Source organism: Lactiplantibacillus sp. C232, assembly GCF_023806725.1.
GTDB lineage: Bacteria > Bacillota > Bacilli > Lactobacillales > Lactobacillaceae > Lactiplantibacillus > Lactiplantibacillus plantarum.
The window spans coordinates 258,865-283,261 of record NZ_JAMSKZ010000001.1 but is presented as its reverse complement, the minus strand read 5'-3'; the positions used below and the strand labels follow the sequence as shown (position 1 = coordinate 283,261).

Genomic DNA, 24,397 nt, shown 5'->3' with positions numbered 1-24,397 from the left:
AAAATTAGTGCATTAATAAAGGTTAACACCACTAATTTACCAATTTTATAACAAAAACGGCTAGTTCGCCATTTAAGGTGCCCTAACCGTCGTATTTTTATCTCAATTAATGGTTTAGTACAATTCCATGTACTGATCACGTTCCCATTCACTAACTTGTTGACGGTATGAAGCCCATTCAAGCCGTTTAGCTTCCAAGAAACTCTGATAAATATGTGGCCCTAACGCCTTCTTCATCGTCGGATCTGTCTGGAACTCTTTCAGCGCATTGTGTAACGTTGACGGTAAGTCAGCGATACCAGCTGCAGCCCGTTCATCTTCATCCATAACATAGATATTACGATCAACACTCTTTGGTGGTTCAATACCGTTCTTGATTCCGTCCAAGCCAGCTTCAAGAACCGCTGCAAAGGCCAAATATGGGTTAGTTGAAGCGTCCACACTCCGTAATTCAAGGCGCGTTGACAAGCCCCGTGCACTTGGAATCCGAATCATTGGTGACCGGTTAGATGCTGACCAGGCCACGTAAACGGGCGCTTCATATCCAGGAACTAAGCGTTTGTATGAGTTGACTGTCGGGTTAGTGACAGCAGTGTATGACCGGGCATGCTTCATCAAACCACCTAAGAAGTGATAAGCGTCTGATGATAATTCTAAGCCATTCTTATCATTAGCATCATAAAAGGCATTGCCTTGATCATGGAACAAGGACATGTTCACATGCATCCCAGAACCATTGACACCGTTTAACGGCTTAGGCATAAAGGTTGCCCACAAATTGTATTTCCGTGCGATGGTCTTAACGACCAATTTGAACGTTTGGATATGATCGGCTGCAGATAAAGCATCCGCGTACTTAAAGTCAATTTCATGTTGACCAGGTGCAACTTCATGATGGCTGGCTTCAACGTTAAAACCAAGTCGTTCAAGTTCAAGTGCAATGTCCCGGCGGCAATTTTCACCCAAGTCCATTGGTGATAAGTCGAAGTAACTTCCCTTATCATTCAATTCGGTCGTTGGTTCACCCTTTTCATTCATCTTGAATAAGAAGAATTCAGGCTCAGTCCCACAGTTAAATGACGTATAACCTGCTTCGCGCATATCGTTTAAGACACGAATTAAGTTGTTCCGTGGATCCCCTTCGAACGGCTTACGGTCAGACGTGTAAACTTCACAGATAATCCGTGCAATTTTACCATGTTCCGTGTTCCAAGGCATGATCAACCAAGTTGATAAGTCAGGATACAGGTACATGTCACTTTCTTCGATCCGAACAAACCCATCGATGGATGAACCGTCAAACATCAACTTGTTATCCAAGAGTTTGTCGAGTTGTGAAACTGGAACTTCAACGTTCTTAATTGTGCCGAATAGATCAGTAAACATTAACCGTAAAAAATTAACGTTTTCTTCTTTGACGATGCGGCGGATATCGTCTTTTGAGTAGGACTGTTTTGCCATGAAAATCGCTCCTTAAATTGATTGACTAACGAATGCAAACATCTTAGTGTGCCGGATAATTGGGGCCCTTGTCGGACTGCAAGCCTCCGAGATTCAGGAATTCATCATGAAGGATTCGGCGCACATCGCGATCAGTTAGCGGCTTAGCCAAGTCAGCTTGCTTCTGCTCAGCTCGCTGTTTTTGGAGCGCATATATTTCTTTGATTCCAGCCATATTGATGCCATCTGCTAAGTAATCCTTGATTTCAAGCAAACGATCAACATCATTCAACGAAAACATTCGCCGATTACCGGCATTTCGTTCCGGCGTAATCAATTCTTGCTCTTCATAGTAGCGAATTTGCCGCGCAGACAAATTGGTCAGCTTCATAACCGTACCAATTGGCAAGACGGCCAACGAGCGACGGAGTTCCTTTTCCTTCATAACGACCCTCCTCTTTAATACAGACTTAATATTAGCAATGTTATCATCGAATGTCAATCATTCATGTTAGAAAATATCACACGTTTTATCATAGGTATACCAATTTATAATTTAGCTTAACCAACTAGCTAGCCGTTGGTCAATCGAGGCCCGTAATTCAGGGTGTTCCAATAGATTGATCCAGTCGACCGACATCTTGTTACGGAACCAAGTCAACTGACGCTTCGCATAACGACGTGAGTCCTGTTTGATCTTAGCAATTGATTCGTCACGCGTCTGCTCCCCATTAAAGTAAGGGAACCATTCGTGATACCCGATCCCCTTACCAGCCGGTAACATGGCGCCACCTTGGTCAAATAGCCACCGCGCCTCTTGTTCCAATCCGGCCGCTACCATTTGATCGACACGTTGATTGATCCGAGTATACAGCAGCGCTCGCTCCGCGGTCAGACATAAGGTATAAGCATCCAGTGTGTCACCGTGCGTATCCGCCTGCTCAGAAAAAAGCTGACCAGTTGTATGCACGTACTCCAACGCCCGTACGACCCGTACCAAGTTAGCGGGCGCAATTGCGGTGGCCGCCTGCGGATCACGCTGTTTCAACGCCATCCACGCCACATCCGAACCTTCGACAGCGGCACGATCAAACCAAGCTTGACGATACGCCATATCAGGTTCATTATCCGCTGGTCCAAACTGATAGCCCGCCAACAAGGACTGCAAGTAAAAGCCAGTTCCACCCACAATAATAGGCAGTTTACCCCGAGCACTAATATCAATGATCAACGCCGTCGTCCGACTGACAAATTCAGCGACTGTAAAACGCTGATCAATATTTTTGATATCGATTAGATGGTGGGGAATGCCCGCCTGCTCTTCCGGCATTATTTTAGCCGTACCAATATCCAAGTGACGATAGACCTGCATTGAGTCTCCTGAAATGATTTCACCATTCAGCTGTTTAGCCAGCGCTAGCGATAATGCCGTCTTACCGACTGCTGTTGGTCCCGCGATTAGTAATACTTTATGTTTAATTACTGTTGTCACTCGTTTAACCTCCTTGTACCTGCTTACGAATTCTTCGTGCTAATCCAGGGTAGTCGGTAATCAGTCCCACAAACCGATGACGATAACAGAACCGCATATCGCGTTCCGTGTTGACCGTCCATGGCCGCAACTGCACTTTTGGCAATAAGAGCCAGTGAACTCGCACCCAACGAATATCCGGATGATAACCGAGAACAATGTGTTGCGCATGAAGCCGCTTCGCAGTTTGAACCTTAGTCTTGAACAGGCTATCCGATTCGACTTCGGGCTGTAAAACATGCAACCGTTCGATCGACTTTCCGTAGAAGCTCGAATAAATTAGCGTAAACGGAACTTGATGATGGTTAAAATAATCCGCTACCAAGTCTTCGATCCCCTCATAATGAATCTTATTAGTTTTGATTTCCAGATTAAAAATACCAGTAAAGTTGTATTGAATCAATAATTGAACCACTTCATCTAAAGTCGGAATACGCGTTCCCGCATAGGCTGATGCATACTTAACACCAGCGTCCAATTGCTTTAACTCGTCCAACGTGTGATCCACAATCCGACCCGTTCCGTTAGTCGTGCGGTCGACGAGCTCATCATGCATAATAATCAGTTGCCCGTCTCGCGACAAGTGTACGTCAGTCTCAATGCCATCCGCACCATCCTCGATAGCCGCAATAAACGCTGGTAACGTATTTTCCGGCCTGGTCCCCTTGCTACCACGATGAGCAATAATTTGAGTAAGCATTGCGTTTCACCCCACTTTTTTAAAAATTAGATTGAATTGATTGCTATCTCCGCATAAAACAAGCATAATAAAACTAACAATTGCTAGGAGGTTTTACTAATGAAATCATTTACCCGTGGCTTCTTGTTTGGGGTCGTCGCAACTGCTGGTGCCGTAATTGGCTCCGTCTTATCATTTAAGAAGCAAGTTGTTGATCCAATCGAAGACCAAGAAAACAAATTCGAAGAAAACCGGAAAAAGGCGATGCGCAAGAGTCGCTCAGCTCACAACGGTTAATTAAATAAAAAATGGTGGCCGAACAAGTTGTTGTTCTAGCCGCCATTTTTTAATACTTCGCTTTTTTCGTCTTACCTTCCCAACGTGCGTAACCGGGTTTTAAAATGTATAGCTGTGAATAACCATTCTTAGCTAATATGACGACAGCCCGTGTACTTAACGTATGGGTTTGATCGTAAACGTAGATTGGCATATCCTTGCGAAGTTCGTTCATCCGAACTTTCAAACTGTTGAACGGAATATTCCGAGCCCCCAGAATATGACCAGCGTCAAACTCTTTCTTTTCACGCAAATCAATCACTTGTGCTTTACGCATTCCCGCCTGAAACGCTTCTTCGTCCAACATCGTGGACACCTGACGCCGTCGAATGTAACTATACAACTCATAAATAAAGTAGGCCGCGATTATGATAACTAACACGATGTTAACATACGCCATGCCGCTCAATGCACCTAAAACCACGTTATCCCTCCTAATTTCTACTTATCTATTTTACACAAAACCGCTTACTTTTACTAGGGGTAAGCAGGAAAAGCCGCGATTAAACTGCTGACTAATCCTGAAGTCCCACTGATTGCTTTATGGCCGTACTCACCCACGGTTTAAAGAAATCCATTAAAACGGTCGGGGGCCTGAGACCCGCATTTAACCACGCTGTTAATTCAAAACCAAGCATCGCGGTATCACATTTATGAATCTGAATCGATCATCTGAATCTGACTACCATGCACCAGTAATCCCTGATTGTTAGTCAACCGTTTGACCGTAACGCCCGTCTTATGTTCCCAGTCAGTGATCAACTGCGGCAATTGCGGCTTTACTTCACAATGAACATCATAATGCGGATAAATACGGATCGTCGTCGCATTGATGGCTGTTGTGTTTGCCAGTTGCTCGGTGTTGTCCTCCGGGTATAAATAGGCGTACAGGTCTAAATCCGGGCCTAACAAGATAGCCCCGGCGCTAATACCGTAGATTGGCTTGCCCGCCAGCGCGAGAGTCCTCAGTCGTTCCAGCACGTGCGTTTCACGCAGATTCTTCAACAGTAAAAACTCGTAGCCACCATTCAAAATAATGACCGTTGCCGTATTCAATGCGGCCAAATCATCCGTCAATACATCTAGGAGCTGCACGTGCGCATATCCAAGCTGCTGAACCGTTTGTTGTAGTGCCACCATTTGGGGGTGATTTTTACCCGTGCTGACCGAATTGACAATAATCACAATTCTCGCACTGTTCTTAGCCACCGGCGCCACTAAAGTGAAAAAGGCGTCCGTTACGGCCACAGTGCTAAACGCCCGTGAAGACAATAATAACTTTACCATCCTGCTTCTCCAATCAATTCTGTCATCTAATTCAATTCACGCTAGTCGATCCGTATCCCTTGTGCCAAATCGCGTAACAGTTCATACGCCGTTACAACAACATACCGACATGAAACTAAAATCGCGCATAGTCTGAGGACATGAGCCCAAATCAGCATCGGCAATTGGCGCTCAGTTTTTAACCACAACCTAATCAGCACAGTTTTTGGAGCTTAGTATAAAAAAGAAGCTCGGACATTACTTCCAAGCTTCTTGACGATTGATTTTAACTTAAATAAACCGTTGGGCCAATGAACCTGCTCCGATAACACCAGCGTCGTTACCTAAGACCGCTAACTTCAAAGCAGTCGTGTCGCGAATCGTTGGGAATGTGAATTGGTTAAAGTAACTGATGACTTGATCTAATAAGAAATCACCAGCAGCTGAAACCCCACCACCGATAATGATTGAAGATGGGTTCATCGTGTTCCCGACATTAGCTAATGCCAAGCCTAAGTAATAAGAAACCCGATCAACAACGCGTTTAGCCAAGACATCGCCTTCTTTAGCTAAATCGAAAGTGATCTTTGAACTAATTTCTTCACCGTTGTCTAATAATTGTTTCAACTTAGAAGCACCAGAGAATTCTTCTGCCATATCGCGAGCAACGTGAACGACACCAGTTGCAGAAGCGTATTGTTCCAAACAACCTTTCTTACCACAAGTACACATGTAGCCGTTTGGTTCAACCGTTACGTGACCAATTTCACCGGCACCACCGGCAATACCATGGAGTAAACGGCCATCGGCGATGATCCCACCGCCAACACCAGTTCCAAGCGTTACAAAGACAACGTCACTACCGTTTTCGCCAGCGCCCTTCCAACGTTCGCCAAGTGCAGCAACGTTAGCGTCGTTATCCAGCGTAAATTTGATGCCAGTCCCTTTTTCGATTTGAGCCTTAACTGGTTGTAAGGTCTTCCAGTTTAAGTTGTAGGCACCGATAACCGTACCATTATCCAAATCAACGGTCCCGGGAGTCCCCATTCCAATTCCGATAAATTGAGAACGGTCCATCTTATATAACTCAATGTGGTGGTTGATGGAATCGATGATGTTAGGCACAATGTGGGCCCCTTCATCTAAAATCGTGGTTTCAATACTCCACTTTTGTTGAATATCACCATTTTCTGTTAAAATGGCAAACTTAGTTGTCGTCCCACCAAGGTCGACTCCGATTAACTTACGCTCCATGTTGCTAAATCCCTCCATTAGTCATGCGCCGCGTCTTCACGGGCGCGTTCTGCTTCTATCCGGTGCTCATGGCTCAATACGAGCTTCACGCGGGCATACATCTTCGGGTCAATGACACCAGCTTGATAGAGATGATCGATCTCAATGGCCATTAACTCAATATCCCAAATTCGCTTGCCTACGTACACGTACACGCCAAATTTTTTAAGTAATTGTTGGACGTCGTAAAGTGTTTTCATGTGCATATCCTCGATTAATTATACAGTTAAATTAGCATTTGTAAAACCCATTTTTAGTAAAGCTAACCAGCCAATGACTAGAATAACCGTTGCCACAATTCGTTTCAGCGGCGCAATCTTGCCAATTCGTGGTACACCCAGCAGATAGCCTAACAAAAAGCCACCAACTAGACCCCCGACATGTCCCCAGATATCAATGCCATTCGAGAACATATCGAATACTAAATTCAAAACGGTTAGTAGTAAAAATTGGTTCGTGAGCTGGCGAATCACTGGATTTTCCCAGAACGATTCCCCAATCGTCAAAAAGGCACCAAAGAGTGCGAAACACGCCGTACTGGCCCCTACTGACTGATTATTGGATAACGCGAAACTCATAATGTTACCACTAATGCCACCCAAAATATAAATTGCCAGCATCCGCCAATGACCATACATTGCTTCAATTTGCATGCCCATAAAATAAATAACGACACCATTCAGTGCAATATGGGTAAGTCCCATATGTAAAAACATCGGCGTCACCAATCGCCACCACTGGCCGGCCGCAATTGCTTGATTGTTCTTAGCACCTAGTGAATTAAAAATCAGCATGGCGCCGTCGCCCATCAGCCACTCGACTAAGAAGACTGCCACAGTAATTCCAAGTAGCACCTGCGTGATAGCCGGTTCAGTTTGCCACCAGCGTTTAATTCTCATCATGTTGTTCATCCCCTGCTACCAAGAGTTCGTCTAACAAGACGTCATATTGATCAACCGGCCATTCAGCGTGTTCAAAAGCCATCTCGTCATAAGCCAGTGTCAACTTCTTACCCGGATAATCAGCGAGGTAACGATCGTAGTAGCCACCACCAAATCCAATCCGGGCGTGCCGGTCACGGCTGTACCCAAGACCAGGAACTAAGATCAGATCGATCTGTTGCTTGGCGACTGGTTCACCCGTGACGGGCTCTGGAATTCCAAAAGTCGTTCGCTCAAGTCGATCAGTCGCTTGGTAAGGATAAAAAGCCATTTGACGATGCGGCAGCGTTTTTGGAATAACCACCATTTTGCCCTCCGCCCAAGCTTGTTCAATAAGCGGGCGCGTCGCTACTTCGATGTCACTACTAATTGTCATGGCAATGACCTGAGCAGTTTGCCATGTTGGGCTTGCAAATAATTGGGTCTGTAACGCCTGGTTTTGCCGTTGCCGGTCAGCCGGCGTCATTTGGCTTAATCGCCCAAGCTGTTGCTTACGAAATGCTTTTTTCTCCACGTACGGCACCCCCCAAAATAAAATTGGTATAAAAAAATCTCATTCATTAACATGTCAAATTGAAAAACCAATTTGGCAGTTGCCAACAAATGAGAAACCCATTGTCTGATGACAATGTTACAGAAAAAACAACAGGAGTCCCCGTTGTTATTTTGTTTCACGATGTAATGTCACTTTGTGTTCCCGTGGACAATACTTCTTAAATTCAACCCGGTCCGGATTGTTCCGGCGGTTCTTTGAAGATAAGTAGTTGCGTTCATGGCATTCTGTACATTCAAGTGTAATGTGTACCCGCATGTTGTTGACCCTCCAAACTCATTCGCATATTACAGGGCCGGAACCCTTAACTTGAACTACTATACCATTAATGATTAAAAAATACCAGTATCAATTAAGATACTGGCACGAAAAAAGCTGATTTTTTACTTGTTATAATACTTCCAAAAGGCCTTATAAATCTGTGTGGCAGTTGTCGTGTTATAAGCACCGTTGGTTGCAGTAATCCCAGGAAAGGCAATGGCAATCACTACCTTAGGATTCTTATAAGGTGCATAAGTGACTAAACTCAGTGTTTCGGTAGAAGTGGTGCCATGGAAAGTTTCAGCAGTCCCAGACTTTGCGGCAACGGCTGGTGAAAGGTTCTCCAGTGCGCTCCCAGTCTTATAGGTACTTGTCCCATGGACCACATCCCAATACCCTTGGTGTACGACATCAAAGTATGAGGATGGGACGTCAATGGTATTCAGGACACGTGGCTTAACATTAGTCTTAACAGCCCCTTGGGACCCGTTAGATTTAGTCCCAGTAATAGCGGAAACGATGTGTGGTGCAATGCGTTGCCCACCATTTGCCATTGTCGCAATGTATTGCGCCAGCTGAATAGTCGTGTAAGCATCGTAGTTCCCGTAGGACAAGTCTAACGCTTTACCAATATCCTTCTGTGCCGAAGAACCTTGGTAACCTGAGGCTTCACCCGGCAAGTCGATCCCGGTCTTAACACCTAAGCCAAACTCGTTAAAATAACCACGAAGTTTAGAGAAGACCGAATTAGACATCGTCAAGGCTTTCCCAGACGCATAGCTGAAGTTACCTTCCTTCATGGCTAATTGCATCATATAGGAGTTAGAAGAAACTTCCATGGCAGTCGAAGCGTTAAGACTCAGACTAGTTCCACCATTCTTGTTAAACCATGACGACTTGGTGGCCGTTCCGGCTAACTTGATCGGCGTATCGGTCAAAGTACTATTCGTGGGTGTAATCACACCATCTTGCAAGGCACCCATGACCGTAGCACCCTTAACGACCGACCCCATAACGAAGGATTGGTTGATGGTTCCCAACGCATTTTCAGTCACTTTACCAGTGGATAGATTCCGGCTGGCACCTGCTAACGCATAAATGGCACCAGTGCTAGGGTTCATTACAACAGCATAGGCTCCTGGCGAGTAGGCATTGCTACTCCCCACCGTTTTGGCTTCAGACATAATGATACTTTGAACCTTTTTCTGGAACTTCGAATTAATCGTCAGCTGAACGTTGTCACCCTTCTGGCCACCGTACTTCTTAATCTCCTTTTGAATGACCCCATCCTGCGTCTTGACCTCAGTCTGTGACTTGGTTCCACGAAGGACATTTTCGTACTGCTTTTCCAATTGGCTCTGACCAACCGAATCATCACGAGAATAGCCTTCTGCCAGCAAGGTTTTAATGCTATCACTCGGTAGCCCTTGCTTTTCGGTCGTAACTGTCCCGAGCACACTACTCAAGTCAGTCCCATTAGGATAACTCCGAGTCCAACTCGTTCCGACCTTAACTCCTGGCATTTCGGATTGGTGCTCACCGATTTCAGCAAGCTCCGTACTCGTCACACCAGTCGATTTGATATTGACCGTTGACAGCGAGTACGCCGAACTCATCTTATAATAAATCGCCGCCGCATTCTTTTGCGTAGACGTTAAATTATTAATGATATGTTTTTCCGCATAGGCGACTTCCCGTGCGTACAAAACATCATCGTCGCTAGACGTTTTAACCTTCTTAGCAACCGACTTTAAATTAGCCGCCCCCGCTAAGTAATAATCAGCCAAGTTCCGATCCGTTAATGTATCCGTTGGAATGGTTAAGTACTCACCTAACTTATTCGCCACTTCGTACATCTTAGTCGACGCAACTGACAGCCCCTTCGTGTATTGAATCGCTTGGTGGGATTTGTTTCCCACTAAGACCCGACCGGTTGAATCATAAATCGATCCCCGTTGAACGTTTCCCGTTGCCGTCGTATTATTGGCTGAATTCACTGTACTTCGGAACTTCTGTCCGTAGTCAACTTGTAAGTAAGCTAACTGCGCAATCAACGCAGCAAATAACAAGAAAACGATGAAAAACAAGAAGTTCAGCCGAAATGGAATATGCGACTTGTTGGGATCACGATTTATCGTAATTTTCTTAAACAATTTCAATTCTCAGGCGCTCCCATTCTTAATTTGGTAAACATTTCGCAAAAATTTACCAGATGATACTAGCAATCCTAGATAAATACCATACTTATGTTATTCTAAACGATAGACATAAAAATTTCAGCCGTTATTACGGATTTTAATGTTTTTTTGATTATTTTTCTGTTTGGCTGTGAATTATTAGAGATTGAGGTGGCAATTTTTGAAACTCCGTCGTTTTTTTGACAAGCGCACATGGCCATTATGGATCAGCTTTTGGTTACCTTTACTGATCATGACCGGTTATTTTATTTATCGGCACATGGCTCCCTTTGGATCAAGCAGTCTGTTAACGGTCGATTTAGGCCAACAATACGTTGACTTGTTTTCCTATTTCCGGCATACCCTACTGCACGATCCGAGTGCTTTCTTCTATTCCTTCTCCAAAACGATTGGTGGCGAGATGGTTGGGGTCTGGGCTTATTACTTAATGAGTCCCTTTAATTTAATCTACTTACTATTCCCTGGTCAATCAATCACTACCGGCATTTTTATCGTCACTGTACTAAAGTATGGTTTCGCAGGGCTATCCTTCGCCTGGCTACTAACTAAAACGCAGACGCAAAAGGGTTGGTTGGTGCCAACTTTCAGTACCGCATACGCACTGATGGGCTGGATGGTCGCCAATCAGCTCAACATGATCTGGTTAGACACGGTCGCCATTTTACCATTGGTCATTTTGGGACTGGAACGCTTGTTTACAACTGGTAAAGTCCGTTACTTCGCTGGCTGGCTGGCCGTCATGCTAATTGACAACTATTATATGGGCTACATGGTCATTTTATTCAGTTGTTTATACTGGTTGTATGGCGCAACTAAGTATTGGCAAAACGTGAAGACCTTAGCAACTCACGCCCTCAAATTTGCTTGGGGTGGTCTGCTAGGTGTCGCATTCTCCGCATGGTTGCTATTACCAACTTTCTGGGCGCTCATTCAAAGTAAGGCTCAATATAATGTGACCAAGGTTCATTGGAAACTTGAATACGCGCCCTGGAAAATGTTAGCTAAGTTCGTCACCGGTACTTTCAACTTCGATCAGATGCCATCCGGTCAACCGAACTTTTACGTGGCATGGTTAGCAGTTCTCGCCTTTGTGCTCTTCTTCTTACGGCGCCAGTTCAAATGGTCCGTGAAGTTGAGCGCCTTGATTGTAACCGCGACGCTTATCTTATCATTTTGTTACGAACCACTTGATTTATTGTGGCATGCGGGCCAATTTCCAGTTTGGTACCCTTACCGCTTCTCCTTTGTCTTTTGTTTCTGGGTCGTCTGGATTGGTGCCCAAGCACTGACAGACAAAATAACGATCAAACTGTGGCAAGCGCTAACGATGCTCGCATTGCTGGTCGGTTTGTTTACAACCATTTACTTGAACATTAAGAAAGTCACCTACGTCACCCAAGCTAATCTCTTAATTACAATTGGCTTGGCAGCAATTACATTGATTTTCTTAACGTTGCCTAAGGAACGACGTCTCATTTATCAAATCGTCGCGTTAATTTTAGTTGCGACTGATATGTCGATCAACGTGGTCGCTTCATTAAATAATATTTCCTACGTGTCACAAAGTGAGTTTGGTAAATACACGCAAGTCCTTGACAATGCCGTCAACAAAATTAAAGCTAGCAACAATCGTTTTTATCGAATTGGTAAGACGTTTACACGAACTAAAGACGATCCGATGCAGGCGGCCTATAACGGTGCTGATCATTTCAGTTCGACCTTCGAAAGTATTATCCCTAACTTTTTCGGTTCAATTGGTCAGCCGGATGGGGACGGTGTGGTCGCCTACACCAACGGGACCATGATTACCGATTCGTTACTGGACATGCAGTACTTTATGGATAAAACAGTACCGACATCCCAGACTGATAACGCGAACTATCGTAGCTACATTCCGGTCACCAGTACCAAGAAAGATCTGACGAATTACCAAAAATCGGCAAAGCTCAGCACTAACAAAGTCACGACCTACAAAAATCCATACGCCCTGGGTCTTGGTTTCGCAGCGTCTGACAAGATTACTAGCTTGAAAGTCTCCAAAACAACTGGCGATCCGATTGCCCGGCAAGAGTTGATTTACCAAACCTTAGCAAATCGTTCAACCAGCGGCTTGATCAGTGCCGAAAACTTTAACGAAGTGGTCTTCCAAAACGTTAAGAAGGTCACGACGTTAACTGGCGCCGTCTTGAACAAACAAAATTTAGCGAAAACGGGGTCGGTTTACTTTAAGTTCACGCCGACAACCAATGATTCCTACTACATCACACTCGGGCAAAATCTAACTACTTCGAATGCGAGTTACTACATTAACGGTAAGGAACTCAAGCAGTACCCAACTTACCGGCACACGATCGCTGTTAACGTTGCATCAAATAGCAAGGGCAAGACCGTGACCTTCGGGATTCAGATGAAGAAGACTTCTCTCTGGTTACAAAACTTCACCCTCTACAAGTTGGATAATACCCAATTCAAGAAGTCGGCGCAGAAACTCCAGCAATCCCCTTGGAACATTACGGCCCACTCAAGTCGTAAGATTACTGGTACAATCAACATCAAGCATCGTCACCAAGTTTTGATGACGACCATTCCTTACTCCAAGGGTTGGCATGCCACTGTTGATGGAAAATCCGTCGCAACTAAGAAAGTGATTAATACCTTTGTTGCTGTCCCATTAAGTAAGGGCAAGCATACGGTCACCTTGACGTATCGACCGCCATTCTTAATCACTGGTAGTCTGATTACTGGGATTAGTGCCCTCGCAACGGCTGGTTGGTTTATCGTCCGGCGTCGACGCCACCACGCCTAGCCCGGTTCACAGTCAAAGATGTGGTCAGCAAAAATCAGCGTTACCTGAATTGTTAATTCAGGTAACGCTGATTTTTTGTCCAAATATTAATCGCTATTGGCAAGCACTCACCAGAACTACTCGTTATTGGGCGTGTAGTCATACTTCGGGCCGTCATTTTGTTCATCATAATCAACTGTGAGATCATAGCCCTTAAAGAACCATTCATCACGGTCGTTGACATAGTAATTGACACCATCCTTTTCAACCATGGCAATCGGTTGATGGGGTTCGTCATCACGCATGATCCCGATTGAGAAGCCACTGTGAACTGCTGTCTTGCCATAAGTTTTGCCGTAAAAGCGCACCCCATTACCAGTGGTTACACCCATGTCATCATGAAACCACTTACTGGCCAAATCTGTAATTGTTATTTTCATTACTAACACCTCATCATTGAAATCGTTTACAGTAATTGTGCCCTTTTTGCCCATAAAACGCAACATTGACAGTCGATGAGCAAGCCAATGACCAGTTGCGTTCCTGAAATGACCGCTAAGGGAGTCTTTATTTACAGCGTCATTGTTTTGTGGTGTACTTAAACTACTTAAGGAGGTGAAACCTATGCAAGTGAACATTGAAACGGAGCCCGACACCTCAATTCCAACCGTCACACTGCATGTTCCAGTCGACTACCCCGAAACGGCCGCCCTCACTGCTGCTCTCAAAAATCTTTCAATTGAGGCCGCTACGTTAACCGTTTCACAACGTGGTCAACTCGTACAGTTACCGCTTACTTCGATCCTATTCATCGAAGCAACTGGTCACCAGGTCGCCGCCCATACGCTGGATAATGTTTATCGTGTTCCCAAGTCGCTGACCGCTGTGGGCACAGGCTTACCTGCTTACTTTCTTCGCGTCTCCAAATCTGCCATTGTCAATACCAAACAAGTCTATTCCTTAACCAAGACATTGACCGGGAACTTGATTGCGTTTCACCACTCACCTAAACAACTGTACGCTTCAAGACGCTACTATCGCCAACTCAAAATAAGTCTTGAACAGAAAGGACTGTTATAAATGCATAAAAATTGGTTTTGGCCCGTCTTCTTAATTGCCAGCGCCGTTGTTCTTATCGTTAGTCAACTCGGTCTCTTCACGCTCCACGTCAGCATCTGGAGTCTCTTGTTAACATTGATTCTAGTTGCGGCTTTAATTAGTAGCCTTCGTTACTTGAATATGCCGGGCGTCGTCTTCGCTATCGCATTCTTAACCATGATCTATGCGCAACCACTTGGAATCACTAAGCTCGTACCATGGACAATTTTAGGGGCTGCCGTATTACTCAGCATTGGTTTGGGTCTTTTGATTCATCCCCGTTATCAATATCATTATCGCTATCACAACCATGATCATGCTCATTACAATCATCATAACCACGATGACGTCCATGAATCAACGAGCACAATCAACGATGACCATGTTAATTTAGATCTCTCACTAGGCAACAGTATCCGCTACGTTCACAGCGAAAATTTTCGTTCTGCGGATCTGAACGTATCAATGGCTGGTGCCAAAATCTACTTCGATGACGCTGACATCAAAGAAGGCCGAGCAACCATCAATGTCGACGTTTCATTAGGTAGCCTTGAGTTATACCTCCCTCAAACTTGGCAGCTACAGGAAAATCTCAGCAACTCAATGGGCCACATCTCATCGACAGGTACACCGACCACTGCTGGCCCGGGTGTCATACTAACCGGCAGCGTCTCGCTTGGTGAATTACGAATTATCTATATCTAACCCTACTTTGCTGTCGGCCATATCCTGATCAATCTGTCATAAATCATGATTAAAACATGCCAGTTGGTTGGATTACTGTTCATCAGCACTTGCGCGTCCTATTCCGACCTCCGGGGCTGGGTGCCAATTGCTGGAACGCAGCCGACGTCGATTTGAGCTAACGCATAACCCGCGTCATCTCAAATACGAGTCTTATTCTAAGCCGGAAGCAACCCACTTCCAGCTAAGAATAATTTGGCTACTGAGCATTGTCACCCAGCCCCTCCGGTCTCAAGCCTGTGAGGGGTCACGGGTTGAAGCCGAGCATTGCCTAGCCATCGGATTAATGCGGTTTTGGCATTAGTCCGTTGGCGTAGCACGCACAGGCTTCAGTGGTACCGAGCACATTTCGGAAACCCGCTCGAATGGCTGATAAACGGCCACTTAACTTGGTGCAATTGGTCGTCGACTATTTTAATACTGGAACCTTAAGTACAATATCACTCTCAGTCTGACAGTTGATTGACAAAATTACCGTTTTTGAAAAGCAATGGCCAATTTATCAAAAGTTGGGTACCTCACCGTCTGCCATTCGAATACTATCCCGACTGGAAGGCGTTTCTGACAATGCCCAGTGGTGAAATTTCACTTAGCAAGCGTCCTTTGCTTGGTTAGTGAAAGGCCAGTATTTGAGACGTGGTGTTTCGGCTCAAATCTGTGCCCACCACGTTCCGGCAATTGGCAGAAATGCCTGGAGGTCGGCGTAGGACGAACCCACAACAAAAGTCTACGCGAGTTCGAGCTGTTTCCAGCGGGTCTAAGCTGGCTGTTTTCGAACCTACACAACTGGCATGTTTTAATCATAGTAAATGCTAAAAAAATGTAACACGTCCAATTTACTCACCCGTTTACCTGCTTTGTGCAGATAAGCGGGTGTTTTGCTTGAATTCCGAACTCACACGCAAACGTGCTTGTTCAGTAACGTTCGTTAAATAGTGGCTGGTAATCAGTAATCGCGCTTCTAAACCACCAAAAAAGACTGTTTCAAGGTATCCGCTACCTCAAAACAGTCTTAAGCATAAAATTACGCGTTTTCAACCTTCAAAATTTTAACCGTCATGGTACCGGCTGGAATGTTGATGGCAACTTCTTCATCAACGTGATGCCCAATCAAGCCCTTGGCGATCGGGGAATCATTAGAAATCTTGCCAACCATTGGATCAGCTTCGGCAGCACCAACAATGGTGTAGCTTTCTGGTTCTTCATCAGGTAATTCTTTGAACGTCACGATTTTACCAACGGAGACTTCCGTTTCGTCAATCTTGTCACTATCGATGATTTCAGCATATTGAAGCATGTGTTCAACCGTCTTAATCCGGTTTTCTAGCAAGCTTTGTTCATTCTTTGCTGATTCATACTCAGAGTTTTCTGATAAATCACCGTAGCTACGTGCGATCTTAATACGATTAATAATTTCTGGACGTTGATTAATTCGAAGGTCTTCAAGCTCTTTTTCCAGCTTGACCTTGCCTTCTTCTGTCATTGGATATGTCTTATCTTCAGCCAATGTGTTTCACTCCTCAAATACGCAATATAGTTATCAAAAACCAGCCTACCATTTCAGATTTTAAAAGTAAACTCTTAAATCTAAAATAGCGCTGGTTAAGACGTTATTTTTTATAAAATTGAACGAACTTTAGTTGTCAATAAATCAATGGCAACTTCATTTTCGCCACCTTCTGGCACAATTAGATCGGCATAACGTTTCGTTGGTTCCACAAACTGATGATACATTGGTTTGACCGTCGCCAAATATTGACCAATCACAGAGTCTAGTGTCCGGCCCCGCTCTTTGATATCACGCTGAATGCGCCGAATGATTCGAATATCATCGTCGGTATCGACGAACACCTTAATATCCATCAGGTCGCGTAAACGCTGATCATCTAGGATCAATACCCCTTCGACAATGATCACATCACGCGGTTCTTGATGAATGGTCTTGTCGCTACGCGTATACTGCTCGTAATCATAGACCGGCTTTTCAATTGGTTGATAGGCCAGCAACTGCTTGATTTGCTTAATCATCAAATCTGTATCGAAAGCCAGTGGGTGGTCGTAATTAACGGCATGGCGCTCAGCCATTGTCATTTCACTTTGATCATTGTAATAGGAATCCTGTTGTAAGATCAACAATGATTGACCAGATAATTGGTTGTAAATTGCATTGCTGACCGTAGTTTTACCACTACCGGAACCACCAGTTACCCCGATGACTACTGGTCGGCGATGTTTATTTTCAGTCATTTAAGTTACGCCTCATTCTTATTTTTCAGCGGCTTCGTTGTGCTTCGAAACCTTCTTGATGTTTGCCGCGTGACCCGCAGCATCCTTTGCATAATAGACATCACCAGTCTTCAAATCTGCTACGAAATACATGTAACCCTTGCTCCGTTGTGCAGGATCTAAGACTGCCTTGATCGATGTTAAACTAGGACTGTTGAACGGTCCGGGGCCGTAGCCTAAGTTCAACCGTAAGTTATACGGTGAATCAGTCTGCAAATCTTTATTCGTTAACGTTGACTTGTTAGAATTGATCGCATAGAACACTGAAATATCAGAATCCAAGCGCCACTTAGCATCTAACCGATTCAAGAAGACGCCAGCAATCAACCGCCGATCTTTCGTCGTACTGCCTTCACGTTCAACTAAGGACGCTAAGGTCATTACTTCTTGCACGGACATCTTCGACTTCTTAATTTGCGCGTAGTATGGTTCAAGCTCATCATTAGTCTTCGAAACCATCTGCGTTACTAATTGTTTCAAAGTTGTTTTCTTACCAACAACATAAGTTGCCGGGAACAAATAGCCTTCTAAACGATAGCGAACTTGCTTAGCACTCATCGCTGAATTCAACAATTGTGGATACTTCTTGGCCAATGATTTGATGAATGTTTGATCCTTCATTAAGGCTAGAAATTCTGCCGACGTGAAATCAGTTTGTTTTTGAACCGTCTTCGCAATCGTCTTAATCTGACTACCTTCAACGATTAGGACTTTACCACTAGAACTCTGAACCGGTTCCGATGAACCACCTTTATTCAAGGCCTTCGCGATTTGAGCAAGTGACATCGAAGGCTTCAACTGATAGTAGCCCGCGTGAAAGTTTGATAAGTTGTGTGCTTTCGTCCAGTATTCAAAGACAAAACCACTCTTGATCACCTTTTCGCGCTGTAAAATATCGGCAATTTTCTTACCATTAGCACCGTACGGGATATCAACTTGAACGACGCGATTGTCGCTACTGTCATATGGTTGCGTCGCATTATCAAAATATCGATAACCCAATACCCCCACAATAATTAAAAGTACGACTAAAATACCAACAACGCCACCAATAACGTGTTTCGAAAATGATTTCCGCTGTTTTTGTTCTGAACGATTAGGTTCATTTACCCCACGATCTTGTGAATCGTTTTGATCCTTCTGATCTTGGTTATCCTGGTTGTTATTCAAGACTCGCCCCTCCATTTATTGATTAATCTTATCAATTATACAAAACTGTTGCCCAGTTTGCACTAGTTCGCCATTAGTTTTATGGTTTTTTAGGATCTTGGACACACATTAAACGCCGAATGACTTCAAATCATTCGGCGTTTAACAAGACTATCAACAAACTAACGAATTTCAGCACCTAATTCATCCGTTAAGGCTGTCAGTACTTTTTCAAATGCTGTCGTAACATCATCATCGACTAACGTTGCGTTTTGGTCTTGATACGTTAACGTATAAGCTAGCGACTTTTTACCCGCTGGCACGTGACTCCCATTATAAACATCAAAGAGTTGAACGTGCCGTAAATGCGCGCCGCCCTTCTTGTTGATCAAGGCAACCACGGTTGCGTTGGTCACATCGTCATCAATCAACATCGCCACGTCCCGGGTGATACTTGGGAACTTGGAAATCGGTTGATACTGTTGACGCGCTTTTGGTAAGGCAATCAACGCCGTTAAATCCAGTTCAAAGACATAAGTTTCCCGAATCTTGTAGGCTTTGGCAGTCGTTGGATGAACTTCACCGACGAAACCGACTAACTGGTCACCAACGTAAATATCAGCTGTCCGACCAGGATGCATCTCTGGATGTTCGGCCGTGGCAACGTAACTAACGGCATCTTGCAACGCCAGACTCTTCAGATAACCAGCCACGATACCCTTAATCTGGAAGAAATCAACGGGTTGTTCGGCAACGCCCCAGCTCTTGGGAACCATGGAACCCGTAATAGCTCCGGCAATGTGTTCAATTTCCTTCGGCCGGACTTGTTCAGGTTGACTGTAAAAGACCCGTCCTTCTTCATACAATGCCACATTGTGTTCCTTACGAGCATTGTTATAAGCTAAATCATCCAGCAAACCAGAAACTAGACTCAAGCGTAGCGTGGTCCGTTCTGAACTCATTGGAAAGTCTAATTTAGTGACGTCACTAGCATGAAGCGCAAAGGCCTTCGACTTAGTCTCCGTGGTCAATGAGTAACTGATGGCTTGCGTGAGGCCAGCACTTTCCATTAACTTACGTGAGTCACGAATCACCTGTTGGGTCTCATTAAGCTTACCGATTGTTGGTTGGCCCGTTGGTAGGGTCGCTGGTAAGTTATCATAACCGTATAGCCGGGCGATTTCTTCGATAAGGTCAGCCGGAATATGGATATCCCAACGCCGTGATGGCACCGTAACCGTGAACGTTTCATTAGCAACGACCGTTGGAAAGTCCAATCGTTTAAAAATATCACTGACCGTGTCCAATGACAACTCAGTTCCTAAGACGTGGTTGATCCGTGCTAAGTCAATGGTTACTGTCGTTGGTTGCACATCCTCGTCACGACCGATGACCATACCACTAGCAACTTGACCATCACCAAGTTCTGCAATCATGGCTGCGGCAGCGTCTAAGGCCGTTGCGGTCATGCCGTGGTCAATGCCCCGTTCGTAGCGCATTGAAGCTTCGCTGTGTAAGTCATGATTATGGGCAGTTTTACGAATCTTAACTGCATCAAAAACCGCACCTTCCAACGCAATGGTCGTAGTCTGATCAGTGACTTCGGTCGCTAGGCCACCCATCGTCCCAGCCAAACAAATTGGTTGATCGCCACTACAAATCAACAGATCACTCGTTAGTAATTCGCGATCTTCACCATCTAACGTCGTTAAATGCTCGCCAGCTTTCGCCAACCGGACGTTAATTTGACCGTCATTCAATTGATCAAAGTCAAAAGCATGTAGCGGTTGTCCATATTGCATCAAAATGTAGTTCGTTGCGTCAACGACGTTATTGATTGGCCGCATACCAGCATTCCAAATTCGAATTTGGAGCCATAACGGACTTGGCTTAATCGTAACGTTTTTAATTAGACGCATTTTGTACATTGGGACATCATGTTCGTCGGCAGCGACAGCCACATGTAGATCATCCGCAGCCACCGTCGTAGCATCTTCATGCAAATCAACTTTCGGCATCGTTGGTTGTTGGTCGTAAATGGCAGCAAGTTCATGCGCCGTACCATTCATACTAAGCATGTCACCACGGTTAGGGGTAACGGACATGTCAATAATTTCATCATCCATCCCTAGGTATGAAAAGACCGGATCACCTGGCGTGGCATCGTCAGGCAGAATGAAAATACCATCCGCAACTTCTTTTGGAACTAACTTTTCATCAAAACCAAGTTCGTCTAAGGCGCACAGCATCCCATTTGATGGAACTCCCCGCATCTTACTCTTCTTGATCTTAGTGTGACCACCAATCCATGAATTGGGTAACGCCACGATCACCTTTTCGCCAGCCGCAACGTTAGGTGCCCCACAAACGATTTGCAAGGGTTCTGATTCGCCTACGTCCACTTGACAAACGTGGAGATGATCAGAATCTGGATGTGGCTCACACGTTAAGACGTGCCCCACTACAACTTTTTTCAATCCTTCACTGGGACGAATAACACCGTCAACTTCAACGGCCGTCCGTTCAATCTTTTCTGCTAATTCATCGGCCGGAATGTCCAGCTTCAAATAATCGCGTAACCATGTCGTAGAAATTCTCATGTGGACGCCTAACCTTTCTTATAGAACTGTGACAAGAACCGCACGTCATTCAAGTAGAAGTTGCGGATATCGTCAACACCGTATTTCAACATTGCAAAGCGGTCTGGTCCTAACCCAAAGGCAAAACCACCATATTCTTCTGGATCAATGCCAGACATTTCTAACACGTGGGGGTGAACCATGCCGGCACCCAGTACTTCGATCCAACCCGTTTGCTTACAGATTGCACAGCCCTTGCCATTGCAATTAAAGCAAGTTACATCAGCTTCTACGGATGGTTCCGTGAATGGAAAGAAGCTTGGCCGTAGCCGAACATCGAATTGATCGCCAAACAAAGTCTTGGCAACCAGAATTAAGGTGCCCTTCAAATCAGCCATCGTAATATGCTTGTCCACGACTAACCCTTCAATTTGATGAAATTGATGGGAATGAGTTGCATCATCCGTATCACGCCGATAAACGCGGCCAGGTGACAAGACCTTCAGCGGTCCTTTAGAAAAATCGTGATTTTCAAGTGACCGCGGCTGATCAGCAGACGTCTGCGTGCGTAGTAGCACGTCTTTGGTAATATAGAACGTGTCTTGCATGTCACGGGCGGGATGGTCCTTCGGTAAGTTCAACCGTTCAAAGTTGTAGTAATCTTCTTCAACTTCATCACCATCAACAATTTGATAGCCCATTCCCATAAATAGATCTTCCAATTCAGTAATAATCTGGGTAATCACGTGAGGCTGACCTTGTGGAACTTCCCGACCCGGTAACGTCACGTCCAGTTTTTCGGCAGCCAATTGCTCATTAACGGCTGCTTGTTCCAGTTCTTCACGGCGTTCATCAATCGCAGCCTGAATCCGGTCACGAACTTCGTTGGCATAAGCGCCCACCTTTGGCCGTTCTTCCGGGCTTAAGTCGCGCATTCCGCGCAATACTTCTGTAATCGGACCCTTTTTGCCAAGTAAATCAACTTTGACTTGGTTAACCTTTTTCAAAACATCGGCGGATTTAATATCGGCCAAGCCTTGATCGCGTAATTCGGTTAATCGATCTTGTAAACTCATATGCTGCCTCCAATTTTTAGTTGCGTTGCGGACAAAAAAAGACCCCATCCCTGAAAAGGGACGAGGTCATCGCGGTACCACCCTTGTTTGCATAGCAGTCACTATGCACACTCACTACCCGTCATAACGGTCGGGATACCGGAAAATTATTTGTTTACACAAACGCCCAATTTCAGCTCAGAGAGTGAATTCGTCAATCTTGGTCGCCAGGGTGCTTTCAATCGGTGACACCCGTCCCTACGACGCCGTAACTAACTACTATTTCTCGTCAAGGCTTTTATCTACATTGTCAGTTTATGGCAAAGTGCCCTGCACGTCAACCCCGTATTAGGATTCGGCCGGGCTGAACCACTTATCAGACCAGTTATGGACCGTATCCATGACCTGTCGTAAATCTTGCCCCTTCGTAGTCAAGCGATACTCAATCAGGGCAGAGTCACAATGGGTTACCCGACTCACAATGCCGTTTTCTTCCAATTCCTTGAGACGAACGACCAGCACCCGATCACTGCACTTAGGAATCCGGCGTGCCAGATTCTTAAAGCGTTGGGGACCGTCTTCCAGTAAAACATCGATAATTAAACCGTTCCACTTTTTCCCTAGAATTGAGAACGTCTTTTCAAATTTTGGACACAGTTCGAAATCCACGTTGGATTCTGTTACCGTGTCAGCTAGCATTTCTGACATGCAATGACCCCCAATTATTGAATTAACCGGCGGAGACCTTGCCTCGGAACCGATCTAGTTGTTTGGCCACTTTCATACGTAATGGTCCAAAAAATTCATGTTCTGCTTCATAATCATCAACTAAAGAGACGAGCAAACTTTCACGATATTTAGGCACAGCTAAAGTTGCACCAAACATATGCTTCAAAATGATATCTTTTTCCATCGGCGTTAATTTCGTTAACTTTTCAGCGTTACGTAACGCTACCCGCGGATGAATAAATGCGTGCGAGCCGAGATCAAACTTGGTTTCACGCCAGTCATAATAAAACAAATCATGCAATAATCCACCACGCGCCACTGCCGTCGTATTTAGATGCCATTTCTTCGCTAAAACATAACTATCATATGAAACTGCAATCGAATGATCCAATCGATTTGAATGGTGGTGCTGTGTAAACTCAGCAAGCCGCTGAACGGCCGGCTGTGCTAATAAATCTTCGACGATCGCCACGTATTCAGAATCTTGTTGCCACGCATTATTAGTTTTCATCTAAAGCTCCCTTTGCTAATATCTACGGCTATTCTACTAAAAAGCCAGTCATTTTGAAAGTATTTTACCTGGATTTTAGCATTTTCTTACTAATTGTAAGTTAGCGATATAAACCGAACATTAAAACGCCAGCAGCCACGGCTACATTTAACGATTCTGCTTGCCCCTTGATGGGAATGTATAAGTTTTGGTCTGTCCGTGCCAATAATTCCCGACTCATTCCATTACCTTCGTTTCCCATGATCAAGCCAAAACTAGCCGGCGCGTCAATATCTAAATACCGGGCTGCCTGTGGATTTAACTCTGAACCGTAGACTGGTGAACCCTGCGCCTGCAATTGGTCAACCAACTTGTCGAGATCAGTACTAATCAGTTGTAAATGAAACTGACTCCCCTGCATAGCTCGTTCAACTTTGGGTTGATGGATGTCCACCGTCCCGGTACCGAAAGCGACGCCGGCAAAACCCGCAGCATCCGCAGTCCGTACCATGGTTCCAATATTTCCGGGATCTTGAACATTATCGAGCAGTAACCAAGGCCGCGTTAAATCTAATTGTGATAGATCTTCAATTGCAGCAGGCAGGGTCGCCAGCGCAAACACCCCCTGCGGCGTCACCGTCGCACTGATATGTTTGGCGACTTCATCAGAGATTTCAATGACCGCTGGAAAATGAGTCAAATCCGGTTCGGTCGCCAGTTGCTTGGCAGTAATGAGCAAGGTCTGAATCGCGACGTGTGCTTTAACTGCTTCGTTGACTAAATGCCAACCATCTAGCAAGTATTGTCCCTGTTGTTTGCGTCCCTTCTTTGTTTGGAGCTTTTTCCACGCCTTGACGTGCGCATTTTGTAATGAATTAATTTTTTCCATCGTCAACTTCCTTTAATTAATCGGTTGAAACATCAGCCGGTCTTGTCAATTCGGGGCACCCTGTATCATTCGAAAGTGTCCGTTTTATCCCAAGT

At 44.9% G+C, this 24,397-nt stretch carries 25 protein-coding genes and 1 other annotated feature; of the genes, 4 read left to right on the top strand and 21 right to left on the bottom strand.

Translation table 11 applies throughout. From position 1 onward, the window contains the following. Positions 1–114: 114 nt before the first annotated feature. From glnA to MZO41_RS01375, 4 genes are all read right to left on the bottom strand, one after another. On the bottom strand, positions 115–1,461 hold the full coding sequence (glnA, locus tag MZO41_RS01390; protein ID WP_003640333.1) for a type I glutamate--ammonia ligase: 1,347 nt from the start codon (positions 1,459–1,461) through the stop codon (positions 115–117). A gap of 43 nt (positions 1,462–1,504) precedes the next feature. Further along, complete coding sequence (locus MZO41_RS01385) at positions 1,505–1,885, bottom strand: MerR family transcriptional regulator (RefSeq protein ID WP_003644308.1); 381 nt, start codon at positions 1,883–1,885, stop codon at positions 1,505–1,507. Between the two features lie 111 nt (positions 1,886–1,996). Further along, on the bottom strand, positions 1,997–2,932 hold the full coding sequence (miaA, locus tag MZO41_RS01380; RefSeq protein WP_013355494.1) for a tRNA (adenosine(37)-N6)-dimethylallyltransferase MiaA: 936 nt from the start codon (positions 2,930–2,932) through the stop codon (positions 1,997–1,999). Between the two features lie 4 nt (positions 2,933–2,936). Next, positions 2,937–3,671 (bottom strand): glycerophosphodiester phosphodiesterase, encoded by a 735-nt coding sequence (locus MZO41_RS01375; RefSeq protein WP_003644307.1) that lies wholly within the window; start codon positions 3,669–3,671, stop codon positions 2,937–2,939. A 99-nt stretch (positions 3,672–3,770) separates the two neighbouring features. On the opposite strand from MZO41_RS01375, the gene MZO41_RS01370 reads away from it, so the two are divergent. After that, the gene (locus tag MZO41_RS01370; RefSeq protein WP_003640329.1) at positions 3,771–3,947 is read left to right on the top strand and encodes a DUF3042 family protein; all 177 of its coding nucleotides are present in this window, start codon (positions 3,771–3,773) and stop codon (positions 3,945–3,947) included. A 49-nt stretch (positions 3,948–3,996) separates the two neighbouring features. Here MZO41_RS01370 and MZO41_RS01365 read toward each other — a convergent pair whose 3' ends face one another. The 8 genes from MZO41_RS01365 to MZO41_RS01330 all read right to left on the bottom strand — a co-directional run bounded on the left by MZO41_RS01365 (position 3,997) and on the right by MZO41_RS01330 (position 10,459). Then, positions 3,997–4,410 (bottom strand): rhodanese-like domain-containing protein, encoded by a 414-nt coding sequence (locus MZO41_RS01365; protein WP_003644306.1) that lies wholly within the window; start codon positions 4,408–4,410, stop codon positions 3,997–3,999. Between the two features lie 227 nt (positions 4,411–4,637). After that, positions 4,638–5,273 (bottom strand): Type 1 glutamine amidotransferase-like domain-containing protein, encoded by a 636-nt coding sequence (locus MZO41_RS01360; protein ID WP_033098974.1) that lies wholly within the window; start codon positions 5,271–5,273, stop codon positions 4,638–4,640. 270 nt (positions 5,274–5,543) lie between these two features. Next, positions 5,544–6,506 (bottom strand): ROK family glucokinase, encoded by a 963-nt coding sequence (locus MZO41_RS01355; protein ID WP_003644304.1) that lies wholly within the window; start codon positions 6,504–6,506, stop codon positions 5,544–5,546. Positions 6,507–6,523: 17 nt separating this feature from the next. After that, positions 6,524–6,745, bottom strand: a complete 222-nt coding sequence (locus tag MZO41_RS01350) for a YqgQ family protein (protein WP_003644303.1) — start codon at positions 6,743–6,745, stop codon at positions 6,524–6,526. An 18-nt stretch (positions 6,746–6,763) separates the two neighbouring features. Further along, positions 6,764–7,447: a rhomboid family intramembrane serine protease gene (locus MZO41_RS01345; RefSeq protein WP_003645172.1), complete on the bottom strand. Its 684-nt coding sequence runs from the start codon at positions 7,445–7,447 to the stop codon at positions 6,764–6,766. Continuing rightward, positions 7,434–8,000: a 5-formyltetrahydrofolate cyclo-ligase gene (locus MZO41_RS01340; protein WP_003645173.1), complete on the bottom strand. Its 567-nt coding sequence runs from the start codon at positions 7,998–8,000 to the stop codon at positions 7,434–7,436. Before MZO41_RS01340 ends, MZO41_RS01345 begins: the two co-directional genes overlap by 14 nt. Positions 8,001–8,147: 147 nt before the next feature. After that, positions 8,148–8,297 (bottom strand): 50S ribosomal protein L33, encoded by a 150-nt coding sequence (gene rpmG / locus MZO41_RS01335; protein WP_003638573.1) that lies wholly within the window; start codon positions 8,295–8,297, stop codon positions 8,148–8,150. A 125-nt stretch (positions 8,298–8,422) separates the two neighbouring features. Then, positions 8,423–10,459, bottom strand: a complete 2,037-nt coding sequence (locus tag MZO41_RS01330) for a peptidoglycan D,D-transpeptidase FtsI family protein (RefSeq protein WP_013355492.1) — start codon at positions 10,457–10,459, stop codon at positions 8,423–8,425. A gap of 199 nt (positions 10,460–10,658) precedes the next feature. Between MZO41_RS01330 and MZO41_RS01325 the strand changes: the two genes are divergently transcribed. Then, positions 10,659–13,304 carry a YfhO family protein gene (locus MZO41_RS01325; RefSeq protein ID WP_003640320.1) on the top strand — a complete coding sequence of 882 codons (2,646 nt, stop codon included), beginning with the start codon at positions 10,659–10,661 and terminating at the stop codon, positions 13,302–13,304. A gap of 116 nt (positions 13,305–13,420) precedes the next feature. On the opposite strand, the gene MZO41_RS01320 is transcribed toward MZO41_RS01325, so the two are convergent. Then, positions 13,421–13,723: a HesB/YadR/YfhF family protein gene (locus MZO41_RS01320; protein ID WP_003644301.1), complete on the bottom strand. Its 303-nt coding sequence runs from the start codon at positions 13,721–13,723 to the stop codon at positions 13,421–13,423. A gap of 184 nt (positions 13,724–13,907) precedes the next feature. Here MZO41_RS01320 and MZO41_RS01315 point away from each other — a divergent pair, with 184 nt between their 5' ends. Both MZO41_RS01315 and MZO41_RS01310 read left to right on the top strand, forming a co-directional pair. Further along, positions 13,908–14,363: a LytTR family DNA-binding domain-containing protein gene (locus tag MZO41_RS01315; RefSeq protein ID WP_003640318.1), complete on the top strand. Its 456-nt coding sequence runs from the start codon at positions 13,908–13,910 to the stop codon at positions 14,361–14,363. Beyond that, positions 14,364–15,086, top strand: a complete 723-nt coding sequence (locus MZO41_RS01310; RefSeq protein WP_003640317.1) for a LiaF transmembrane domain-containing protein — start codon at positions 14,364–14,366, stop codon at positions 15,084–15,086. It begins immediately after the preceding gene. 1,063 nt (positions 15,087–16,149) lie between these two features. On the opposite strand, the gene greA is transcribed toward MZO41_RS01310, so the two are convergent. The 8 genes from greA to MZO41_RS01270 all read right to left on the bottom strand — a co-directional run bounded on the left by greA (position 16,150) and on the right by MZO41_RS01270 (position 24,302). Further along, positions 16,150–16,632, bottom strand: a complete 483-nt coding sequence (gene greA / locus MZO41_RS01305) for a transcription elongation factor GreA (RefSeq protein WP_003640314.1) — start codon at positions 16,630–16,632, stop codon at positions 16,150–16,152. 110 nt (positions 16,633–16,742) lie between these two features. Further along, positions 16,743–17,372: a uridine kinase gene (gene udk / locus MZO41_RS01300; protein ID WP_003640313.1), complete on the bottom strand. Its 630-nt coding sequence runs from the start codon at positions 17,370–17,372 to the stop codon at positions 16,743–16,745. A gap of 18 nt (positions 17,373–17,390) precedes the next feature. Continuing rightward, positions 17,391–18,596, bottom strand: a complete 1,206-nt coding sequence (mltG, locus tag MZO41_RS01295; protein WP_003640312.1) for an endolytic transglycosylase MltG — start codon at positions 18,594–18,596, stop codon at positions 17,391–17,393. Between the two features lie 146 nt (positions 18,597–18,742). Continuing rightward, positions 18,743–21,160, bottom strand: coding sequence for a phenylalanine--tRNA ligase subunit beta (gene pheT, locus MZO41_RS01290; protein ID WP_003644300.1), 2,418 nt, complete (start codon positions 21,158–21,160; stop codon positions 18,743–18,745). Positions 21,161–21,168: 8 nt separating this feature from the next. Next, on the bottom strand, positions 21,169–22,215 hold the full coding sequence (locus tag MZO41_RS01285) for a phenylalanine--tRNA ligase subunit alpha (protein ID WP_003644299.1): 1,047 nt from the start codon (positions 22,213–22,215) through the stop codon (positions 21,169–21,171). A 53-nt stretch (positions 22,216–22,268) separates the two neighbouring features. Then, positions 22,269–22,496 (bottom strand) — a binding site (T-box leader). A gap of 46 nt (positions 22,497–22,542) precedes the next feature. Beyond that, the gene (locus tag MZO41_RS01280; RefSeq protein WP_003638562.1) at positions 22,543–22,902 is read right to left on the bottom strand and encodes a winged helix-turn-helix transcriptional regulator; all 360 of its coding nucleotides are present in this window, start codon (positions 22,900–22,902) and stop codon (positions 22,543–22,545) included. Between the two features lie 22 nt (positions 22,903–22,924). Continuing rightward, positions 22,925–23,434, bottom strand: coding sequence for an HD domain-containing protein (locus tag MZO41_RS01275; RefSeq protein ID WP_003640309.1), 510 nt, complete (start codon positions 23,432–23,434; stop codon positions 22,925–22,927). A 100-nt stretch (positions 23,435–23,534) separates the two neighbouring features. Further along, entirely contained in the window at positions 23,535–24,302 is a 768-nt protein-coding gene (locus tag MZO41_RS01270) for a TrmH family RNA methyltransferase (protein WP_003640308.1), read from the bottom strand. Positions 24,303–24,397 lie beyond the last annotated feature (95 nt).